Annotated in this window: 22 protein-coding genes and 1 tRNA gene; 15 read left to right on the top strand and 8 right to left on the bottom strand. The window is 45.8% G+C overall.

Going from position 1 to position 16,896, the window contains the following annotated elements; genetic code table 11:
• Positions 1-76: 76 nt before the first annotated feature.
• The 3 genes from HZB61_03620 to HZB61_03630 all read left to right on the top strand — a co-directional run bounded on the left by HZB61_03620 (position 77) and on the right by HZB61_03630 (position 2,396).
• Positions 77-586 (top strand): metallophosphoesterase family protein, encoded by a 510-nt coding sequence (locus tag HZB61_03620; GenBank protein ID MBI5055688.1) that lies wholly within the window; start codon positions 77-79, stop codon positions 584-586.
• Between the two features lie 259 nt (positions 587-845).
• Positions 846-1,889, top strand: a complete 1,044-nt coding sequence (gene prfB / locus HZB61_03625; protein MBI5055689.1) for a peptide chain release factor 2 — start codon at positions 846-848, stop codon at positions 1,887-1,889.
• A 3-nt stretch (positions 1,890-1,892) separates the two neighbouring features.
• A complete protein-coding gene (locus HZB61_03630; GenBank protein MBI5055690.1) occupies positions 1,893-2,396 on the top strand; it encodes a nitroreductase family protein in 504 nt (167 codons plus the stop codon).
• A 1-nt stretch (position 2,397) separates the two neighbouring features.
• Here HZB61_03630 and HZB61_03635 read toward each other — a convergent pair whose 3' ends face one another.
• From HZB61_03635 to mqnB, 4 genes are all read right to left on the bottom strand, one after another.
• Positions 2,398-2,679: a hypothetical protein gene (locus tag HZB61_03635; GenBank protein ID MBI5055691.1), complete on the bottom strand. Its 282-nt coding sequence runs from the start codon at positions 2,677-2,679 to the stop codon at positions 2,398-2,400.
• Positions 2,680-2,793: 114 nt separating this feature from the next.
• Positions 2,794-3,360, bottom strand: a complete 567-nt coding sequence (locus HZB61_03640) for a flavin reductase family protein (GenBank protein MBI5055692.1) — start codon at positions 3,358-3,360, stop codon at positions 2,794-2,796.
• The gene (locus tag HZB61_03645; GenBank protein MBI5055693.1) at positions 3,357-3,776 is read right to left on the bottom strand and encodes a hypothetical protein; all 420 of its coding nucleotides are present in this window, start codon (positions 3,774-3,776) and stop codon (positions 3,357-3,359) included. The genes HZB61_03640 and HZB61_03645 overlap by 4 nt, the downstream gene beginning before the upstream one ends.
• Positions 3,766-4,485 (bottom strand): futalosine hydrolase, encoded by a 720-nt coding sequence (mqnB, locus tag HZB61_03650; GenBank protein ID MBI5055694.1) that lies wholly within the window; start codon positions 4,483-4,485, stop codon positions 3,766-3,768. The genes HZB61_03645 and mqnB overlap by 11 nt, the downstream gene beginning before the upstream one ends.
• A gap of 86 nt (positions 4,486-4,571) precedes the next feature.
• On the opposite strand from mqnB, the gene HZB61_03655 reads away from it, so the two are divergent.
• From HZB61_03655 to HZB61_03710, 12 genes are all read left to right on the top strand, one after another.
• Positions 4,572-4,751 (top strand): hypothetical protein, encoded by a 180-nt coding sequence (locus HZB61_03655; GenBank protein MBI5055695.1) that lies wholly within the window; start codon positions 4,572-4,574, stop codon positions 4,749-4,751.
• 129 nt (positions 4,752-4,880) lie between these two features.
• Positions 4,881-5,498, top strand: a complete 618-nt coding sequence (locus HZB61_03660; protein MBI5055696.1) for an MBL fold metallo-hydrolase — start codon at positions 4,881-4,883, stop codon at positions 5,496-5,498.
• Positions 5,499-5,576: 78 nt separating this feature from the next.
• Positions 5,577-6,206, top strand: a complete 630-nt coding sequence (nth, locus tag HZB61_03665) for an endonuclease III (protein MBI5055697.1) — start codon at positions 5,577-5,579, stop codon at positions 6,204-6,206.
• A 12-nt stretch (positions 6,207-6,218) separates the two neighbouring features.
• Positions 6,219-7,010, top strand: a complete 792-nt coding sequence (locus tag HZB61_03670; GenBank protein MBI5055698.1) for a biotin--[acetyl-CoA-carboxylase] ligase — start codon at positions 6,219-6,221, stop codon at positions 7,008-7,010.
• A 146-nt stretch (positions 7,011-7,156) separates the two neighbouring features.
• A complete protein-coding gene (locus HZB61_03675) occupies positions 7,157-7,900 on the top strand; it encodes a type III pantothenate kinase (GenBank protein MBI5055699.1) in 744 nt (247 codons plus the stop codon).
• A 50-nt stretch (positions 7,901-7,950) separates the two neighbouring features.
• Positions 7,951-8,403: a universal stress protein gene (locus HZB61_03680; protein ID MBI5055700.1), complete on the top strand. Its 453-nt coding sequence runs from the start codon at positions 7,951-7,953 to the stop codon at positions 8,401-8,403.
• Positions 8,404-8,423: 20 nt separating this feature from the next.
• On the top strand, positions 8,424-8,942 hold the full coding sequence (locus HZB61_03685; protein ID MBI5055701.1) for a hypothetical protein: 519 nt from the start codon (positions 8,424-8,426) through the stop codon (positions 8,940-8,942).
• A gap of 67 nt (positions 8,943-9,009) precedes the next feature.
• Positions 9,010-9,744, top strand: coding sequence for a TonB family protein (locus HZB61_03690; GenBank protein MBI5055702.1), 735 nt, complete (start codon positions 9,010-9,012; stop codon positions 9,742-9,744).
• A gap of 198 nt (positions 9,745-9,942) precedes the next feature.
• Positions 9,943-10,716, top strand: coding sequence for a TIGR00159 family protein (locus tag HZB61_03695; GenBank protein MBI5055703.1), 774 nt, complete (start codon positions 9,943-9,945; stop codon positions 10,714-10,716).
• Complete coding sequence (locus HZB61_03700; protein MBI5055704.1) at positions 10,713-11,360, top strand: hypothetical protein; 648 nt, start codon at positions 10,713-10,715, stop codon at positions 11,358-11,360. Before HZB61_03695 ends, HZB61_03700 begins: the two co-directional genes overlap by 4 nt.
• 34 nt (positions 11,361-11,394) lie before the next feature.
• On the top strand, positions 11,395-12,747 hold the full coding sequence (locus tag HZB61_03705; GenBank protein MBI5055705.1) for a phosphoglucosamine mutase: 1,353 nt from the start codon (positions 11,395-11,397) through the stop codon (positions 12,745-12,747).
• Between the two features lie 54 nt (positions 12,748-12,801).
• Positions 12,802-12,878 (top strand) — tRNA-Met (locus tag HZB61_03710).
• A 178-nt stretch (positions 12,879-13,056) separates the two neighbouring features.
• Here HZB61_03710 and HZB61_03715 read toward each other — a convergent pair.
• The 4 genes from HZB61_03715 to HZB61_03730 form a co-directional block, all read right to left on the bottom strand.
• Positions 13,057-14,034, bottom strand: a complete 978-nt coding sequence (locus HZB61_03715; GenBank protein MBI5055706.1) for a L,D-transpeptidase family protein — start codon at positions 14,032-14,034, stop codon at positions 13,057-13,059.
• A gap of 118 nt (positions 14,035-14,152) precedes the next feature.
• Positions 14,153-14,494: a hypothetical protein gene (locus HZB61_03720; protein ID MBI5055707.1), complete on the bottom strand. Its 342-nt coding sequence runs from the start codon at positions 14,492-14,494 to the stop codon at positions 14,153-14,155.
• A 26-nt stretch (positions 14,495-14,520) separates the two neighbouring features.
• Positions 14,521-15,897: a L,D-transpeptidase family protein gene (locus HZB61_03725; protein MBI5055708.1), complete on the bottom strand. Its 1,377-nt coding sequence runs from the start codon at positions 15,895-15,897 to the stop codon at positions 14,521-14,523.
• A gap of 385 nt (positions 15,898-16,282) precedes the next feature.
• Positions 16,283-16,522 (bottom strand): hypothetical protein, encoded by a 240-nt coding sequence (locus tag HZB61_03730; GenBank protein MBI5055709.1) that lies wholly within the window; start codon positions 16,520-16,522, stop codon positions 16,283-16,285.
• Between the last annotated feature and the right edge of the window lie 374 nt (positions 16,523-16,896).

The following is a 16,896-nucleotide window of genomic DNA, read 5'->3' on the forward strand; positions in this document are numbered from 1 at the left end:
TTAGAGACCAGTATAACAAAACAGGGAGAGAAAGCAAAAAAAGGAAAATGCATTTTAGTTGTTATATGATAATAAAATGTATAAGAACATCCGGTCCAAAGACAACCTCAGGATAGGCATCATATCCGACACTCACGGGCTGTTACGCCCGGCAGCGGTTGACGCATTGCAGGGCTCCGACCTGATCATTCATGCCGGAGACATTGGGAAAGAGGACATACTTGATGAGCTCAGCGCAATTGCTCCGGTTATAGCTGTACGCGGGAATATGGACAGCGAAATGTGGGCCTATAAATTTCAAAGGACGGAAGTCATTGAATTGAATAATGTCCTTCTTTATGTGCTCCACAATATCAGCGCGCTCGATCTTGACCCGGCAACTTCTCACATCAAGGCTGTCATAAGCGGGCATACTCACAGGCCCTCAATAAGCAGCCACAAGGGTGTGCTCTATATAAATCCCGGCAGCGCGGGGCCCAGGAGATTCACCCTTCCGGTGTCAGTTGCGCTTCTGAGTTTAAAAGCAGGCGCCCTCGATGCGCGGATAGTGGAAATTATTGACAACAAAACAGTAGCTGGTAGTTAGTCGACAGTAGTTAGGGGATCCCAGCTACTATCTACTAACTACTGTACCCTTTTAAAGCCTCACTCATAACGCTTTACGCATCACGCGTTACGATTCAATAATCCTATGTGGCTACCTGACGGGCTATTGTGTATAATAACAATTGAATTTAAATTGACTCTGTATCAGAAGGAAAGAGGTAAAAAATAAATGATTACGTATTCAGAATTAAAAGATAAACTCAGTGTGATCCAGTCAAAGATCGCCGCCCTCAGGAGGTATCTTTGATGTCCCCTCGCAATTGCAACGCCTTGAAGACCTGCAAAAAGAACTTTCAGCCGAAGGCCTGTGGGACGACCCTGCAAAGACGCAGGGATTCTTAAAAGAAAAATCCTCTATTGAAAATACGCTCCAGCCTTTTCAATTATTAGAAAAAAAATACGAAGACCTCCAGGTCCTGCTTGAACTCTCTGAAGAAGAAGGCGGAGAGGTCCTGCTTGAGGACGCTGAAAGGGGAGTTGATGGCCTGACATCGGAGATCGATGAAGTTGAATTGAAAAGTGTTCTCTCACAGGCGGAAGACAAAGCAGAGGCAATTATGACCATCCATCCCGGGGCTGGCGGCACTGAAAGCCAGGACTGGGCGCAGATGCTGATGAGGATGTATATCAGATGGGCCGAGCGCAGAGGTTTCAAAGTGGAGCTGGTAGACCTCCTGCCCGGCGAAGAAGCCGGGATAAAGAGCGCGACCCTGACCATCAGCGGGCCGTACGCGTACGGGTATTTAAAAGGTGAGGCTGGAGTTCACCGTCTGGTGAGGATCTCGCCGTATGACGCCAACAAAAGACGCCACACCTCATTTGCCGCCATACTTGTTTATCCTGAGATCAGTGAGGACATCGACATTGAGATAAAAGAGGATGATCTGAGAATCGACACGTTCAGGGCGTCAGGCGCGGGCGGGCAGCATGTTAACAAGACTTCCTCCGCTGTGAGGCTCACTCATATTCCCTCAGGAATTGTCGTCAGTTGTCAGAATGAGCGCTCCCAGTTTAAGAACAAGGCGACGGCGCTGAAGATACTCAAGTCACGCCTCTATACGATGAAGAAAAAGGAGCAGGACGAAAAGCTTGAGGGTTTTATCGGGGAGAAAAAAGACATCGCATGGGGCAGCCAAATACGTTCATACACCTTACAGCCGTATCAGCTCATCAAAGACCACCGTACAGGCCATGAAAGCGGAAATGTAAACGCGGTGCTGGACGGCGCGATAGATATTTTCATCAAGGAATATCTGTTGATGAAAAAGACAAACGGCAAATGATCCATGGACATCTTTGAGATCATAAAGACCCGCCGGAGCATAAGGAAGTTCACTGAAGAACCAATCGCTGATGAGATTGTTGACAGGATAATCGAGGCAGGCATGTGGGCTCCTTCAGGAATGAACAACCAGCCGTGGAAGTTCGCAGTCATTAAAGACAGTGAGATGAAGACAAAGATCTCATCTCTCACACATTACTCAAAGATCGTCTTAAGCTCAAACGCATTGATTGCCGTGTTCCTCGATAACTCTTTGAGCTACGACAGGACAAAGGATTGCCAGGCCATCGGCGCGTGTATCCAGAACATGCTTTTGACAATTCATTCAATGGGGCTTGGGGCTGTTTGGCTTGGAGAAATATTAAGAAGCAAAGACAAGATCCTGGAATTGACCGGCGGCCCGCAAGACCTTGAACTCATGGCAGTGATAGCGCTTGGTTATCCGGCGCAAAAAGGCGGCAAGGGCAGCAGGAAAAGCCTGGAGCAAACAATCATTTTCAGGAAGTAATTTACAACCCTGACGGGATTTCTCCGATCGGTCTTGTAAACGTGAATCTGAAGGTGTCGCCTACCAGGACTTCAGCGGTCTGTTTGGTGCTTCCAGATATTAAAGCTGTCGGCAAAGCAACAACAAAGATCGCGGTGCCAAGAACAAAAGAGCATAAACCGAGAGGCCTCATTATCGCCAGGTCACCTATGACATGTGATGCCTCGGGTTTGTCTTTGGCAAAGACCGCAGTAGATGTAAAAACAATCACCAGTGTCAAAAATACAATTAATATTTTCTTCATATTCATCTCTCCTTGCTGACTCAGAAGTTATATTAACAATATATTAAGTACGGCAGAATAAGTCAATGCATTGACCTGTAGAGACGCCCCGCCGGGGCGTCTCTACATTTTGGCTTAAAGCTCTTTCCCGGCGGAGAACGCCTTGCCTATGAACTGGCCGACTCCAAAGTATGTGCGGCTTCCGGGGGTAAATATAAGGGGCTTCACTTTTTCAATGTCAGGGAATCCGTTTTCCGCAAGCACCTGCTCATCAGCCTTGACATCCATGATTTCTCCGATGAATTGAGTATGCAGTCCCAATTCAAGGGTATGGACCAATTTGCATTCAATTATGACCGGGAACTCCTTCACATAAGGAGCGTCGACAAGGTCGCTCTTAACAGACGTAAGCGAAGCAGCGGAAAACTTGTCATGGTCTCTTCCTGAAACAAGGCCGATGTAATCCGCCTCCTTCACAAATGTCTCGGAGGGAATGCTGATGGTGAAGGCCTTCCGGTCAACGATGTTGCCATAAGAATATGTGGCTTTCCTGATGGCGACTGCAATGCACGGCGGCGCTGAACAGCACAAGCCCGCCCACGCAGCGGTCATTACATTCGGTTTCCCGTTTTTATCATAAGTGCCGATGACAAAAACAGGCGCCGGGTATGCAATGGTTTTTGCTCCCAATGATTTTTTCATATGATCCTCCTGTCATCTTGCGGCGACCAGCGAAGCGTGAGTATCTCCGAGTCCTCGAACATCTTCCATGTATGTTCGACATCCTCGCGCCATATTACATAGTCGCCCTGGTTTTTCAGCCTTACCTCTTTGCCCTTGGCGTGGTCATTTACTTCACGGAAGTGAAAAGTAAAATCTCCTCTGATAAGTATGCTCATTGCAATCTTATCAGAACATGACGCCCACACAGTCCTGATATCGTCCTTATTATAAATCCCCCATTTGATTTCTACATCTCCGGTATTTCGCAGGCCATATCTGCTTTCATCGAACGGGATATTATTGTCCCTGCACCACTGGCTGACCTGCCCCACAAACCAGAAGCGGAACTCTTTGCCGTCGGTCTTTGCATTGCCTGTTGTGATGTCAGAAAGCATTTTTAATCACCTCCAAAACCGCCCCCTGGCAGTTTTCTGAAGCGAGTTGCAGGTCCCATTTTCTCTTGTCCCTTTCGCCGACCATGTTGCTGATGCCTCTGATCTCAAGAAAAGGTATTTTGTAAATCGCGCAGACCTGCGCAATGGCCGCGCCTTCCATGTTCTCGCAGGCGGCATTGAAACGTTTCGCAAGCTCAACAGCCCTCTTGCGCGTGCCGGATGTTGAGGAGACGGTGAGGAAAGTCCCAGATTTAGTAACGGGTGACGAGTAACGAGTGACGGGTAACGGATGACGGGTAACGAGGTGAACAATCTTTTTAGCAAATCCGTTATCCAGGGGGAATTCATTGAAATATTTTTTCTTTCCTATCTGCACAACCGGAATGCCGATTTCTGTCATGTCGGCCCATCCCTTTGCAGTCATCACGCCCTCATCGCCGAAGATCTCCTTTGATGCTATTGCAATGTCTCCGATGTGAAGCCCTGAGCCGGGATAAGCCCCGCCGACGCCAATATTGATAATGTGTTTCACATGGAAATTTTCAATGACGCATGTTGCGAAATGCGCGGCATTTACCTTTCCAATTCCAGTGTTGAGCAGGAGAATGTCATGTCCTTGAAGCTTGCCCCGGAAGACTTTTTTGCCCGCGACCTTGATCGACCGGACGTTCTTCAGAGAAGCAAGGAGCCTGTCTGATTCAAATGGCACTGATGATAGCACCGCTAAAGATTTCATAATTTGTGATGTATTATAGTATACGTTAATTGTTTGTGGCCAATAGAAAGGATTCAAAGATGTCCGATGAACAGGAAAAGCTAATCAAAACCACAATCTATCTCGAAGAGGAAGTCATTGAAGCGCTGGCCGAACTTGCCGGGCAATATGCAAAAGAGACCGGGCAGAAGTGGTCGAAGGGCGCTGTTATAAGAGTGGCCCTGAGCGAGTTCTTCAGTAAACGGGGCAGGATACTGTAACCGCTGTGATATAATCTCCCTAAAGGGAGGGACACAATGGTTAACAAAATGATTGCGCTTATTTTTTGTTCGTTCCTATCAGTCGCAATTGTATGTTCTGCTCCTGCCGGAGCGGAGGAGGTAGGCAAGATGACAGAGAACATTCACTGGTTTGGGCATGATACATTTAAAATCACCGGCGAGAAGGTTATTTTCACAGACCCTTTTAAGCTTAAAAAGAGAGATACCGCCGACATAATATTGATCACCCACGAACACTATGACCATTGTTCACCCGATGATATAAAGAAAATTCAGGGTACTGCCACTGTTATTGTCGCCCCTTCCGACTGCGCTTCAAAACTTTCGGGGAATGTAAAGAAAGTAAAGCCCGGGGACAAGCTTACAGTCAGCGGGATAGATATAGAAGTTGTGCCTGCTTACAATACAAACAAACAGTTTCACACAAAGGACAGAAACTGGGCCGGTTACATTTTCACAGTCAATGGACAGAGGATTTATATTGCCGGAGACACGGACCATATACCTGAAATGAAGACCCTGGGCAATATAGATATCGCGCTTCTGCCGATATCAGGGACTTATGTAATGACCGCGGAAGAGGCTGTTCAGGCAGCGCTGGACATTAAACCCAAGGTCGCGATACCCATGCACTACAATTCAATCGTCGGGACAGAAAAGGACGCCAACAGATTTGCCGAAGGTTTAAAAGGCAAGGTGGAAGTAAAAATATTGAAAGAGGAGTAGTCGGTAGCAAGTAGGTGGAACTTAGGGAACCTCGACAGCCAAATTCCTGACTACTGTCTACTAACTACTTTTTTATAAATGGCTGACGCAAAAAAGATAGCGAAACTATTACTTAAAAAATATCCTGACCCGAAGATCGCCCTCAATTTTTCCAACCCGCTGGAGCTCCTTGTGGCAACGATACTTTCTGCAAGGTGTACTGATGTCAAGGTGAATGAAGTTACAAAAACACTTTTTAAAAAATATAAAACTGCCGGGGATTATGCCGGAGCCGACCTGAAGACATTCGAACAGGAGATAAGGCCGACGGGCTTTTATAAAAACAAGGCAAGGATGGTCACCGGATGCTGTCAAAAGCTTGTGAAAGAATTTAATGGCAAAGTTCCCGACACCCTGGAAAAGCTCACAACTCTTCCCGGCGTAGGCAGAAAGACCGCGAACGTTGTCCTCGGCAGCGCATTCGGCAAACAGACAATCGCTGTTGATACACATGTGCTGAGGGTTTCAAACAGGCTCGGCATTGCAAACTCCGGCGACCCGGACAAAATGGAAGAAGAGCTTGTTAACAAATTGCCGGAAAATATTTTGACCCGGTTCAATCTTGCCCTGATCCTTCACGGCAGGGAAACCTGCACCGCGATCAAGCCGAAGTGCCCGGTATGCGTTCTTTATGAAGAATGTGAATGGCCTGAAAAACTGAACGCCTGATAATATCCCCATATGTTCACAAAAGAAAAAATACAATTGGTGTATCAGGGTGAGATCATCGGGAAAGAGGTCATCTTTCTTGAATCAACAACTTCTACAAACGATACCGCAATCGAGACCGGGAGGCAGAGGGAAAACCCTGAGGGCATTGTAGTTGTCGCTGATACTCAGACTCACGGCAAGGGGAGGATGGGCAGGACATGGATATCTCCTCCGGGGGTCAATCTCTATTTCACAGTCCTTTTGAAACCGCCTTTCCTCCCGCAGAACGCTTCGATTCTTACATTGGTTGCCGCAGTGGCTGTTGCTTCCGCAATCCGGGAGAATACAAAACTGCCTGCCGAGATAAAATGGCCCAATGATATTATGATAAACGGTAAAAAGGCAGGCGGCATTCTACTTGATATGAAATCCGGCAAAGATAAAATAAATCTCATTGCCGTCGGCGTCGGATTAAACGTTAACATGTCTTTAAATGAATTTCCTGATGAAATAAGGCAGTCGGCAACTTCAATAAAAATAGAAACCGGCAGTCCAGTTGACAGGGTGGAACTTTTAGCAAAAATTCTTGAGGAGCTTGAACGCTGTTATAAAATCATCTTACAAGGTGATAAGAGGGCTTTAATTAATGAATGGATTCGTTTAAACTGCACCATCGGACAGAAGGTCAAAGTCCAGGACCAGTACAGGATCATGACCGGAGTTGCTGAAAATATTAACGAAAACGGAGAGTTGGTCCTCCGGCTTTCAGACGGCGGCGTTGAAACACTGAGCGCGGGGGATGTGACGATCTTAAAAGAATAGCAATGAAGAATTAGAGGCTGTTCATAACTGTGTCTGTCATTCCGGCAGTCCTTAAGCCGGAATCCAGTTGCATCTTCTGGATTCCCGTTTTCACGGGAATGACGAACCGAAATAATTAGTAATAAATAATTCATTAATTGTTAAACATGTTATTACTTATTGACATAGGCAATACAATCACGAAGATCGGGTTTAGTGAGAAAAACGGCATGAGGGTCTTCAGCCTTAAAACAGCGAGGCAGCGGGACACGGAAGAATATTGCTATATTCTTGAGGGCCTTATCAAAAAAAATAACATAAAGAAACCACGGGGTGCTGCAATATGTTCTGTTGTGCCTGAAGTTACGCCTTTTGTGATTAAGGCCGTGGGAAAAAGCCTTGATATTAAGGCGATAAATGTTACTCATAGGACAAAAACAGGCATTAAATTCCCTGAAGAAACAGGAGCTGACAGGATTGCCGGCGTTGTTGCAGCCCGGGGACTTTATAAAGGTGATTTGATCGTTGTGACCTTTGGCACGGCAACTACTTTCAATGCAATTACCGAAGAAGGGAAATACCTGGGCGGGGCTATAATGCCGGGGCTTGGGCTATCGGTTACGGCCCTTTCAGAGAAAACTGCGAAACTTCCACTTGTTGAATTAAAAAAACCTGATAAAATACTAAGTAAGGACACGGAAGGCAATATACTTTCAGGCGTTGTCCTTGGACATGCGGGCGCTGCTGAAAGGATCATCAGGGAGATCGAAAAAGAAAGCGGTAAAAACTTCACAGTGGTTGCCACTGGCGGGTTCGCGCATTTAGTAAAGCCTTATTCAGCGGCGATTGAGTTTGTAAATCCCTTATTAACACTTGAGGGATTGCGCTTAATATATTCATTTAATTTGTGAAATTATTAAAATATGTCTCGTAGAGGGGCAATAAACGAGGAGGATAATGTATGAAAGTAGAACGCATTCTTTTCGCAACGGATTTTTCCGAAGGGGCTTCACTCGCGCTGCCGTTCGCAGTGGATTTAACAAAGCAATATAATGCCAAACTCCATATTATGCACGTCGTTTATGATTTTGCAAAAGCCACTGGGATGCATGTGCCGCACATGTCCCAGGAAGAACTCTATAAGGATTTGAACCAATGGGCCATGAAAGAGATGGACACCTTCAGCATAGAACAAGTCAGGGGACTTCCGAATGTTGAAAAGATTGTGGTAAAAGGCATACCATATGAAGAGATTACAAAATACGCTTCGAGTCAAAAAATCGATATAATAGTAATTGGGACTTATGGGAGATCCGGCCTTGAGAGATTTTTATTCGGCAGTACAGCGGAAAGGGTTGTCAGGAGTGCGCCGTGCGCAGTAATGACAGTCCGGATACCGGAGCACAGACAGTAATAACAAAAAGGATGAAACCCATGAAGGTATATCTTTCGGAGAATGCCTTCATGGGTATTCTTTTAAGCAGCGCGGAGGTCTATAAAAAAGAATCTCTCGGCTATCTGTTAGGTTATCGCCTGCATGACCGGTTCATAATAGAATATGCGTTCAGCCTGCAGACAGCCAGAAGAAAGCGGCGAGGGGTCATATTCCATCACCGGGACAAGAAAAAAATAGAACCGATCCTGTCAAAGTTTGTAAAGCTGCAAATCGTAGGGGACTTTCACTCTCACACGCCTTACGGAGACGCCAAAGGCATTCCCATCCCAAGCGTTGAAGATATCAACGGGATGGAAAAAGACAACCTCTATTTAATAATAGCCATAAACGAATTGAACTCACCCAAGCCCTGGAAAGAAAATAAAGACGGCAGCATATCAGGAAGCACGGGTGATTTCTTTTTCAAGATATCCGCATATTTTTATCCAGAAGTTGACAGTGTGCCGCAAAGGTCCCGTATTTATTGTCCGTTCCCTCCCGGATTAAAAGTAGGATAAATTGAAGCTGAGCCGTTATATAGTTGTATCAGTATTATCACATTTGCTGTTGTTTGGTTTCCTATGGATGATCCATCCCACAGTTGAAACTGCGGCTCCTGTCTTTAATGTAAAAATCGTTGACCCCCTTCCGGCGGAAAAGCCGCCCTCTCCGAATATCATCAGGCCCCAGGCAAAAAAACAAGCGCCGCCTGTTGCGAAGCGCCCTCAGAAGCCTTCGGAAAAATTGCAGCCGGAAACTCTGTATGGCGACAGCGAAAGAGAAACCCCACCCGTCTTCCCCTTAAATAAGGGGAGGAGTAAGGTGGGGTCAGGCAGTCCCCCTTTGGAAAAGGGGGATACAGGTGGACTTTCTGACGAGAAGGGGCCTCTGCCTTCAGATAAAAACGGTCCTTCCATAGTCCCGCCTTCAACTCTTTTTGACAAGGGCACAATAGAAAAGTTTGCTAAAAAAGAACCTCCAGCGGACAAAGGGCTGACCTTCGACATACCAGGATTCAAGCACAGGGGATATATGAGGATGCTGAAGGAAAAGATTGAGAGTATATGGAAATATCCGAAAGAAGCTGCAAAGCTTGGACTATCCGGCGAGCTTTATATTAAATTTACGATTAAGAAAGACGGCAAGTTAGGCAGCGTGGAACTGCTCAGGACCTCAGGCTATAAGGAACTTGATGAGGCCGCAATGAAGGCTTTAAAAGACGCTGAGCCTTACTGGCCCCTGCCCGATGACTGGGAAATGGACGAGCTCGAGATCAAGGGGCATTTCCTATATGTATACGGCAGCGGCGTAATAATGTAAGCCCCCCTGTTCCAATGGTTGCCGAAATGAAAAAAGCAGAGTGCTAAGAGCAGAGAGCATAGAGTTAAAGACACGCAGGCTTCAACGCAGAGAAAATTGTAAATTTTAAATCGTAAATTTTAAAATAACGCCTAAACTGTTACAATAATGCCGGACTAAAAAAGGCTGAAGGATGAAGGCAAAAGGCAAAAAACATAAATGACGACTAAAATATTCCATCTCATAAGATGGCAGGATATCGTTGATATACTGCTTGTAACCGTAATACTTTACAGGGCGCTTTTGATAATAAAAGGCACTAAGGCGGCCCAGATGCTGATCGGGCTCGGCGTCCTGTTCCTGGCTTTTGTCTTCTCAAAGTATTTCGGGTTTTATACAACAGACTGGATCATTCAAAGCCTCTGGGCGCAGATAGTGCTTGCTATCATCATTTTATTTCAGCCTGAGATACGAAGAACTTTGGCCCAAATGGGTGAGGCCCGGTTTTTACCTTCCTTCACTACAGCCGATGAATTACGCTCCCTTGAGGAAATAGTAAAGGCCTCCGTGGCTCTTTCTAACAGAAAGATCGGCGCGCTGATCGTCATTGAGAAAGAAACCAACCTGAAAGACTTCATTGAAATGGGAACACAGCTTGACGCAAAAGTTTCGCGCGAATTGCTGTTAAGCATTTTCCATCCAACATCGCCGATTCACGACGGCGCCGTCATAATCAGGGGGAACCGGGTCGTTGCCGCGGGATGTTTCCTTCCGCTGACATTAAGCGCTGAGATTTCAAAATCCTTTGGCACGAGGCACCGGGCGGGAATAGGCCTGACAGAAGAGACAGACGCCGTTGTCATAATAGTTTCTGAGGAAACAGGCAGCATAACCACTGCCACAGGAGGCGTTCTCCAGAAAAATATTGACATGGCCGCGCTCAGGAATTTTCTTACCGAGAACTTCGTGAAGCCGCAGGAAGCGAAAAAATGAAAAAGGAAAATATTCTTACAAGAAACATCTGGCTGAAGCTCGCTTCATTTATGCTCGCAATCGCGCTGTGGTTTTTTGTGATTTTGAGCGGACGATCGGGCATTGTCATGGATATCCCGATTATGTATGAAAATGTTGCCCAGGACCTTGAGGTGGTGGATTTCCCAAAGACGGTAAGCGTTAACATAGAAGGACAGGAGAGGATACTGAAAAGCCTGAGGCAGAACGAAATAAGCGCGGTTGTTGATCTGGGCGACGTAAAGGCCGGAAGGTCTTTTATCACCCTCACGCATGAAAACATTAAACTGCCCAGCACGCTTGAGGTGACCGGCATTGAACCGCAAACGATCAGTTTGACATTAGAAAAGCAGATGAAAAAAACCGTCTCCGTGCAGCCAGCTATCGTGGGTGTCCCGGCGCGCGGTTTTGTAATCATGGAAATAACAGTTGAGCCGGATATGATAATCATTGAAGGGCCGAGGAGTGTTATTTCCAAGATTTATAATGTCAAGACAGAGCCGATAGACATAAGCGGATTAAATGCCGATCTGCAATATAAGGCAAAGGTCAATCTGGCGAATTTCAATATCCGCGCAAATGAACAGAAGGTAGACGTAAATATATTTGTTAAAAAAATCAGGTAATGTTAAGAGCTGCATAAATGAAGGAGAACATCTAATGACAAAGAGGAAGCTTTTTGGGACCGATGGCATAAGAGGGAAGGCCAACCATTATCCGATGACCGGCGAAATAGCGTTTGAGGTCGGAAGGGCGGCGGCTTACGTTCTCAAGAAAAAGCACGGCCGCAACAAGATATTGATCGGTAAGGACACGAGGCTTTCAGGTTATATGCTTGAGAGCGCGCTTACCTCAGGGATTTGTTCAATGGGGATGAACGTGGTTCTCATCGGCCCCATGCCCACTCCCGGCATTGCCTTTGTAACGCGCAGCATGAGGGTTGACGCCGGAATTGTCATATCCGCATCGCACAACCCCTATTATGACAACGGAATAAAGTTTTTCTCATCGGACGGGTTTAAGCTCCCGGACAGCACTGAGGAAGCTATAGAGAAGGCCATGTTCTCAAAGACCCTTGAGAAAATCCGGCCTGAAGGAGCTGAAATAGGCAAGGCCAAAAGGATTGAAGACGCCACCGGCAGATACATTGAATTTGTAAAATCAGCCTTCCCCAAAGGCATGACACTTGAGGGACTGAAGGTCGTGGTTGATTGCAGCAACGGCTCGGCATACAAGATCACCCCCACTGTGCTTAATGAACTTGGCGCTGAGGTGATATCAATCCATGATAAGCCCGATGGGATAAATATTAACTTGAACTGCGGGGCCATGCATCCGGAGATAGTGCAAAAGGCGGTCCTGGAGCATAAGGCAGATATCGGCATTGCCCATGACGGCGATGCGGACCGGACTATCATTTGCGATGAAAAAGGCGAAATAGTTGACGGCGACAAGATAATGGCCATCTGTGCCCTTGACATGAAAAAAGACGGAAATTTGAAAGCCGACACGGTTATCGCTACCGTGATGAGCAACATAGGGTTTGAATTATTTTTAAAGAAATCAGGGATAAAAGTTGTCAGGGCCAAAGTGGGTGACAGATACGTTGTTGAAGAAATGGTCAAGAGAAGCTGCAATCTTGGCGGCGAGCAGTCAGGGCATATAATATTTTTAGACCACAATACCACAGGCGACGGCCCGATAACCGCATTGCAGATACTGTCCGTGATGTGCCGGAGACAAAAGTCCCTTTCAGAACTTGCGTGTAATATACCCATTTATCCCCAGGTACTTATAAATGTCCCGGTTGCAAAATCGAAACATATGGATGATTTCCCCGAAATTGCTGCGATGATAAAAAAGGCGGAGAAAAAACTCGACAGCGGCAGGATCCTTGTCAGGCCCTCCGGCACTGAGCCGAAAATCAGGGTGATGGTAGAGGGGGATGATATGGACAGTATAAAAACAATAGCCGGGGAGGTTGCCGAAGTCATTAGAAAAAAGATGACTTAGCCCTTGGATCGTAACTTTCCAAAACTTCCTCAATATGTTACATTAGATACGGTTCGCGGGGTGGAGCAGCCTGGTAGCTCGTCGGGCTCATAACCCGAAGGTCAGAGGTTCAAATCCTCTCCCCGCTACCAAATGCAAATCAGGGACTTACGGTTTTCCGTGGGTCCTTTTTTGTTGAAAATGGCGGGATTTTCTAACGGATTTATAAGAGTTGTCTGAAAGTTCGGTCAGCGTGGAAGGTTTAACATTCGGCTCTGCATAACTCTTTAACCATATCTCTGTAAATCCCTGAATGTCGCTTTCTTAAGTCTATGGCCTTATCTCAACAATCGTACCATTTGGCACTAACCTGTCAATTTCCTCTATTTCTTCGTCTGTAACGGCAATACACCCTTTCGTCCAGTCAACCTCTGTGTGACGATCACCAACCCACGAGAAACCATTCTTAATGCCGTGGACCATGATGTCTCCGCCCGGAGAAACACCAAGTTCTTTTGCCCGCTTTTTGTCTTTCTCGTTTGGATAGGAAATATGAAGAGACAGATGATAACGGCTGTCCCTGTTTCTTGAATCGATAACGTAAGTTCCCTCAGGGGTTTTGTTGTCGCCTTGCCTTTCTTTTGGACCATCCGGGTTTCCCCCCAAGGCTATGTTGTAGGTTTTGAGCGCCTTGTCCTTTGAGAGCAAAGTCAATCGACGCTCTTTCTTTTCTATCAGAATCTTATCTGCCGGTCCCTTCTGGATTGCAAAAACCTCTTTTTGCAGCGTAATAATTTCATCCTCTTTGCTCTTAACCTCCTGTTCAAGCGCTTCAATCTTTTTTTGCAGCGTAATAATCTCATTCCCCCTGCTTTTACCTTCTTGCCGGAGAGCTTCAATCTGTGTTTGCTGCGCAGCAATCGTCTTATCTTTCAAGATGACATTATTGATCTGGAATATCATCATCTCGCTGTCCTTCCTGTAGCCGCTCTCCGGGTAATTATTTATGAGTTCCTGAAAACATTCCAGAGACTTCTGATAATCCTTTTGCTCATTCCCGGGATAGGTATAAATAATACCCATTTCGAAAAGGACCCTATCTCCCGCGTCGGGATATTTTTCAATGATCTGCTCATATTTGCTCAGAGAGGCCCTGTAGTCTCCCCGGCTGAAAAGATCATTCGCTTCCTTGAAGGTTGCATTGGCCTGAGATCTTTCATTAAGGTGACTGCATCCAAATATTAGAAGCGGTGTTATTATGAATACAAAGAATAAGTAAAAAAGCCCCCTACTCCTGCTATGAAAAATTCTCAATTCCCGAATCTCCTCATCCTTTGATAAAAGCGAAGCGTTAAGGAAGTGGCAGGTCTCCCTGCCACTCCTTTAACCAGAGCGCTAAAAATAAAGTTAACAGCTTCCCAATGACTTACTTCCTCATTGACTTCTGGAAAATTTCGTCAGCCCTCTTTGCCTTTTGGTCTGCGAGCTGCATCTGTTCCTCTGCTATCTTCTCCTTTTCCTCCGCGAGCTTCTCCCTTTCCTCTGCCATCTTGATAGCATTTTCGGCGCGGGCTGCGGCATCCTCTGCCTTTAACGTGGCCGCATCAGCAGCCGCCCTGGCAGCCTGCGCATCCTGCGCTGCCTGATCAGCCTTCGCGCCGGTCAGCATCTGCTGCGACTGAACTTGCGCGAGGTCGCCTTTTGTTGCACAACCCACAGTAACAGCAAAAACAAGCATCATTGAAATCACTAATAGAGTCTTCATCATGTCTAATCACCTCCTTCTATGAAAAATTATTGCAAGGTATTTCTACCTGCGCTTAAACCAGGGACCCTGGTATTCTTTGTTGATTGTTTTGCGGCCGCTCTTTCAATCAATTTGCCATCTATTTCCAGATCAATTTTAAGGCGTTTGATGGTGTCTTTGGCCTCTTTGATATTATCGAAAGGTCCCGCGATAACAAGGTAGCTGCCGAAATTTGATAACACCCTTGCCGGGATTTGCGGCCCCTGGTGGTTGATGATGGCGGCAAGCCTCTCAGCATCAACCTCGTCACGCACGTCAGCAGCCAAAACAGACCACGCATCTGCCTTCAGTTCCGGTATTTCCGGTCTGCCGTATAATTTGCCCGGGTGCCTGACTTCTATGGTTTCCGCAACCTCTTTTCCACTTCCCTGTCTGAGCTCGAATATGGGGACAGGGATCCCACGGGCCTCGGCCAATACTTTCTTGACTTTGCTCCAGTCAAGTGTGCGCCCCGATTCCTTTTCAATATTCCTCAATTTTGTATACATCCTGTCAAACTCAACAGTGTCCAGGTCTTCCGGGGGCGCATGAACTTCCATGTAAACCACTCCATTAAGTTGACCTATGAGATATGGCTGGTTAACGATGCGTACAGGTGTTTTGACCGGGGTGCTTTCATAGAGTTTCTTCACATCTTCCGGATAGAGTCTTATGCAGCCATTGGTTGCCCTGAGACCAATGCTGGCCGGTTTATTAGTGCCATGGAGCAAGTAACCCCGCTTGCTTAAATATAGCGCGTATTCTCCCAGTGGATTTTGAGGTCCCGGCAGAACTTTAGCAGGCAGAGGATCTCCTTTTTTTCGATGGTCCTCAGCAATTGAGACAGGCACACGCCAGGTCGGCCGGGTTACCTTGCGCTCCACATACATTTGACCAGTGGGCGAGGGCCGCTCTTCGGTACCGACACCTACAGGGTAGGTCAACACCGCCGGTGACTCACTATCTCCTTTAAATTGAAACAGCCTCATTGCTGCCAGGTTGATCACGATGCCGCTTCTGGGAGCATCCGGCAGGATAAAACTCATAGGCAACATGATACGTTCTCCGGCTTCAGGCGCCCATGTATCTACCCATGGATTAGCTGCACTGACTCCATTGATTCCCAGGCTGAAGTGCCTTGAAATATCCGGCAGCGTATCCCCTTTTTCAAGAGTGATGAACGCCGGCCGGCCAATGACATCATCTCCCTTTGCAACTGAAAACTCATTTCGTTTGACATACTCTTCCAAACGTTTTGGAACGGCCTGGTATTCCTCATGAACGCTTTTCGTTGTAGCACATCCAGGGAGAGATAAGATGACGATAAAAAGAGCTATAAGGCGCAGCATGTTGGATAAGAGCGACATGTCAATGATTCGGCACATGAGTCAAAATAAGGCCCTTTCTTTAATGAAGAAAATTTAAAAACCATTATTCAGTAAAAGCGCTGAATAGAATTGAAATGCAAAAGTAATGCCTCAAGGTATAACCCCGTGATAATCTCTTTAATATTAAGAAGATGTTATTCAAACAGCATGATTTAATTTTTAAGAGGAGATCAGATTTGTATGGTTTTCATAACAACTTGTAGGGTTTTACATACAACAATATTAGGGAATTCCTGCTTATTTATCTTTTTCAAATGTTGCATTGGTTCAAATCCTCTCCCCGCTACCAATGCAAATCAGGGACTTACGGTTTTCCGTAAGTCTTTTTTTTGTTGGCGTTAAGGCTTAAATTATTCAACAGGCGTCCTTAAGGTTATATTGATTAGATATCCTTTATGAGATTAATAAACCATGTCAAGATCCGTTTTATCATATTATCCGAATAAACAATAAGGGCATACACGATAATGATTGCTGTAACAGTTAGAGCCATTTGAATAAGCTCACGAGCTTCAGTGAACATAAGATTTCTCCAGACACTTGGAGACTTCCCGCTGTTTCCTTTAGTATCGTTTTTTGTGACCACAAGTAACTCAAATTTTATCTTTCTTGTTTTTGCCATGATACCCCCTGTTCTTGTTCTTTATGCAACTATTATTAGGTATTGTGTTCTTCCTTTGGTTTTATTAGACAACCTAACGCATCGCGATATAACTGTGGCGTAGTTGTGCCGTACGTTATTGATTTCCTGTTTCCGATTTAAGTTAGAGTTAATTAGGCTTGAAGTTAGAACTCAACCGAGGCGATTAACTATACTAAATAATTCTTTTCTTAGTCAAGAAGGAAATTCAAACCTGTCAAGCCAAAATAAGAATGTCCGGATTTTACCAAAATAGAAATGTCCGGTTTTCATGTTTGAGTTAATGATGATTCTGTTTGCTGATAATTGTTGTTTTGAGTTTCAGGCTTATACCTCCTCCAAGGATGATCTGCAGA

This window comes from Nitrospirota bacterium, from assembly GCA_016214845.1.
Lineage (GTDB): Bacteria > Nitrospirota > Thermodesulfovibrionia > UBA6902 > UBA6902 > SURF-23.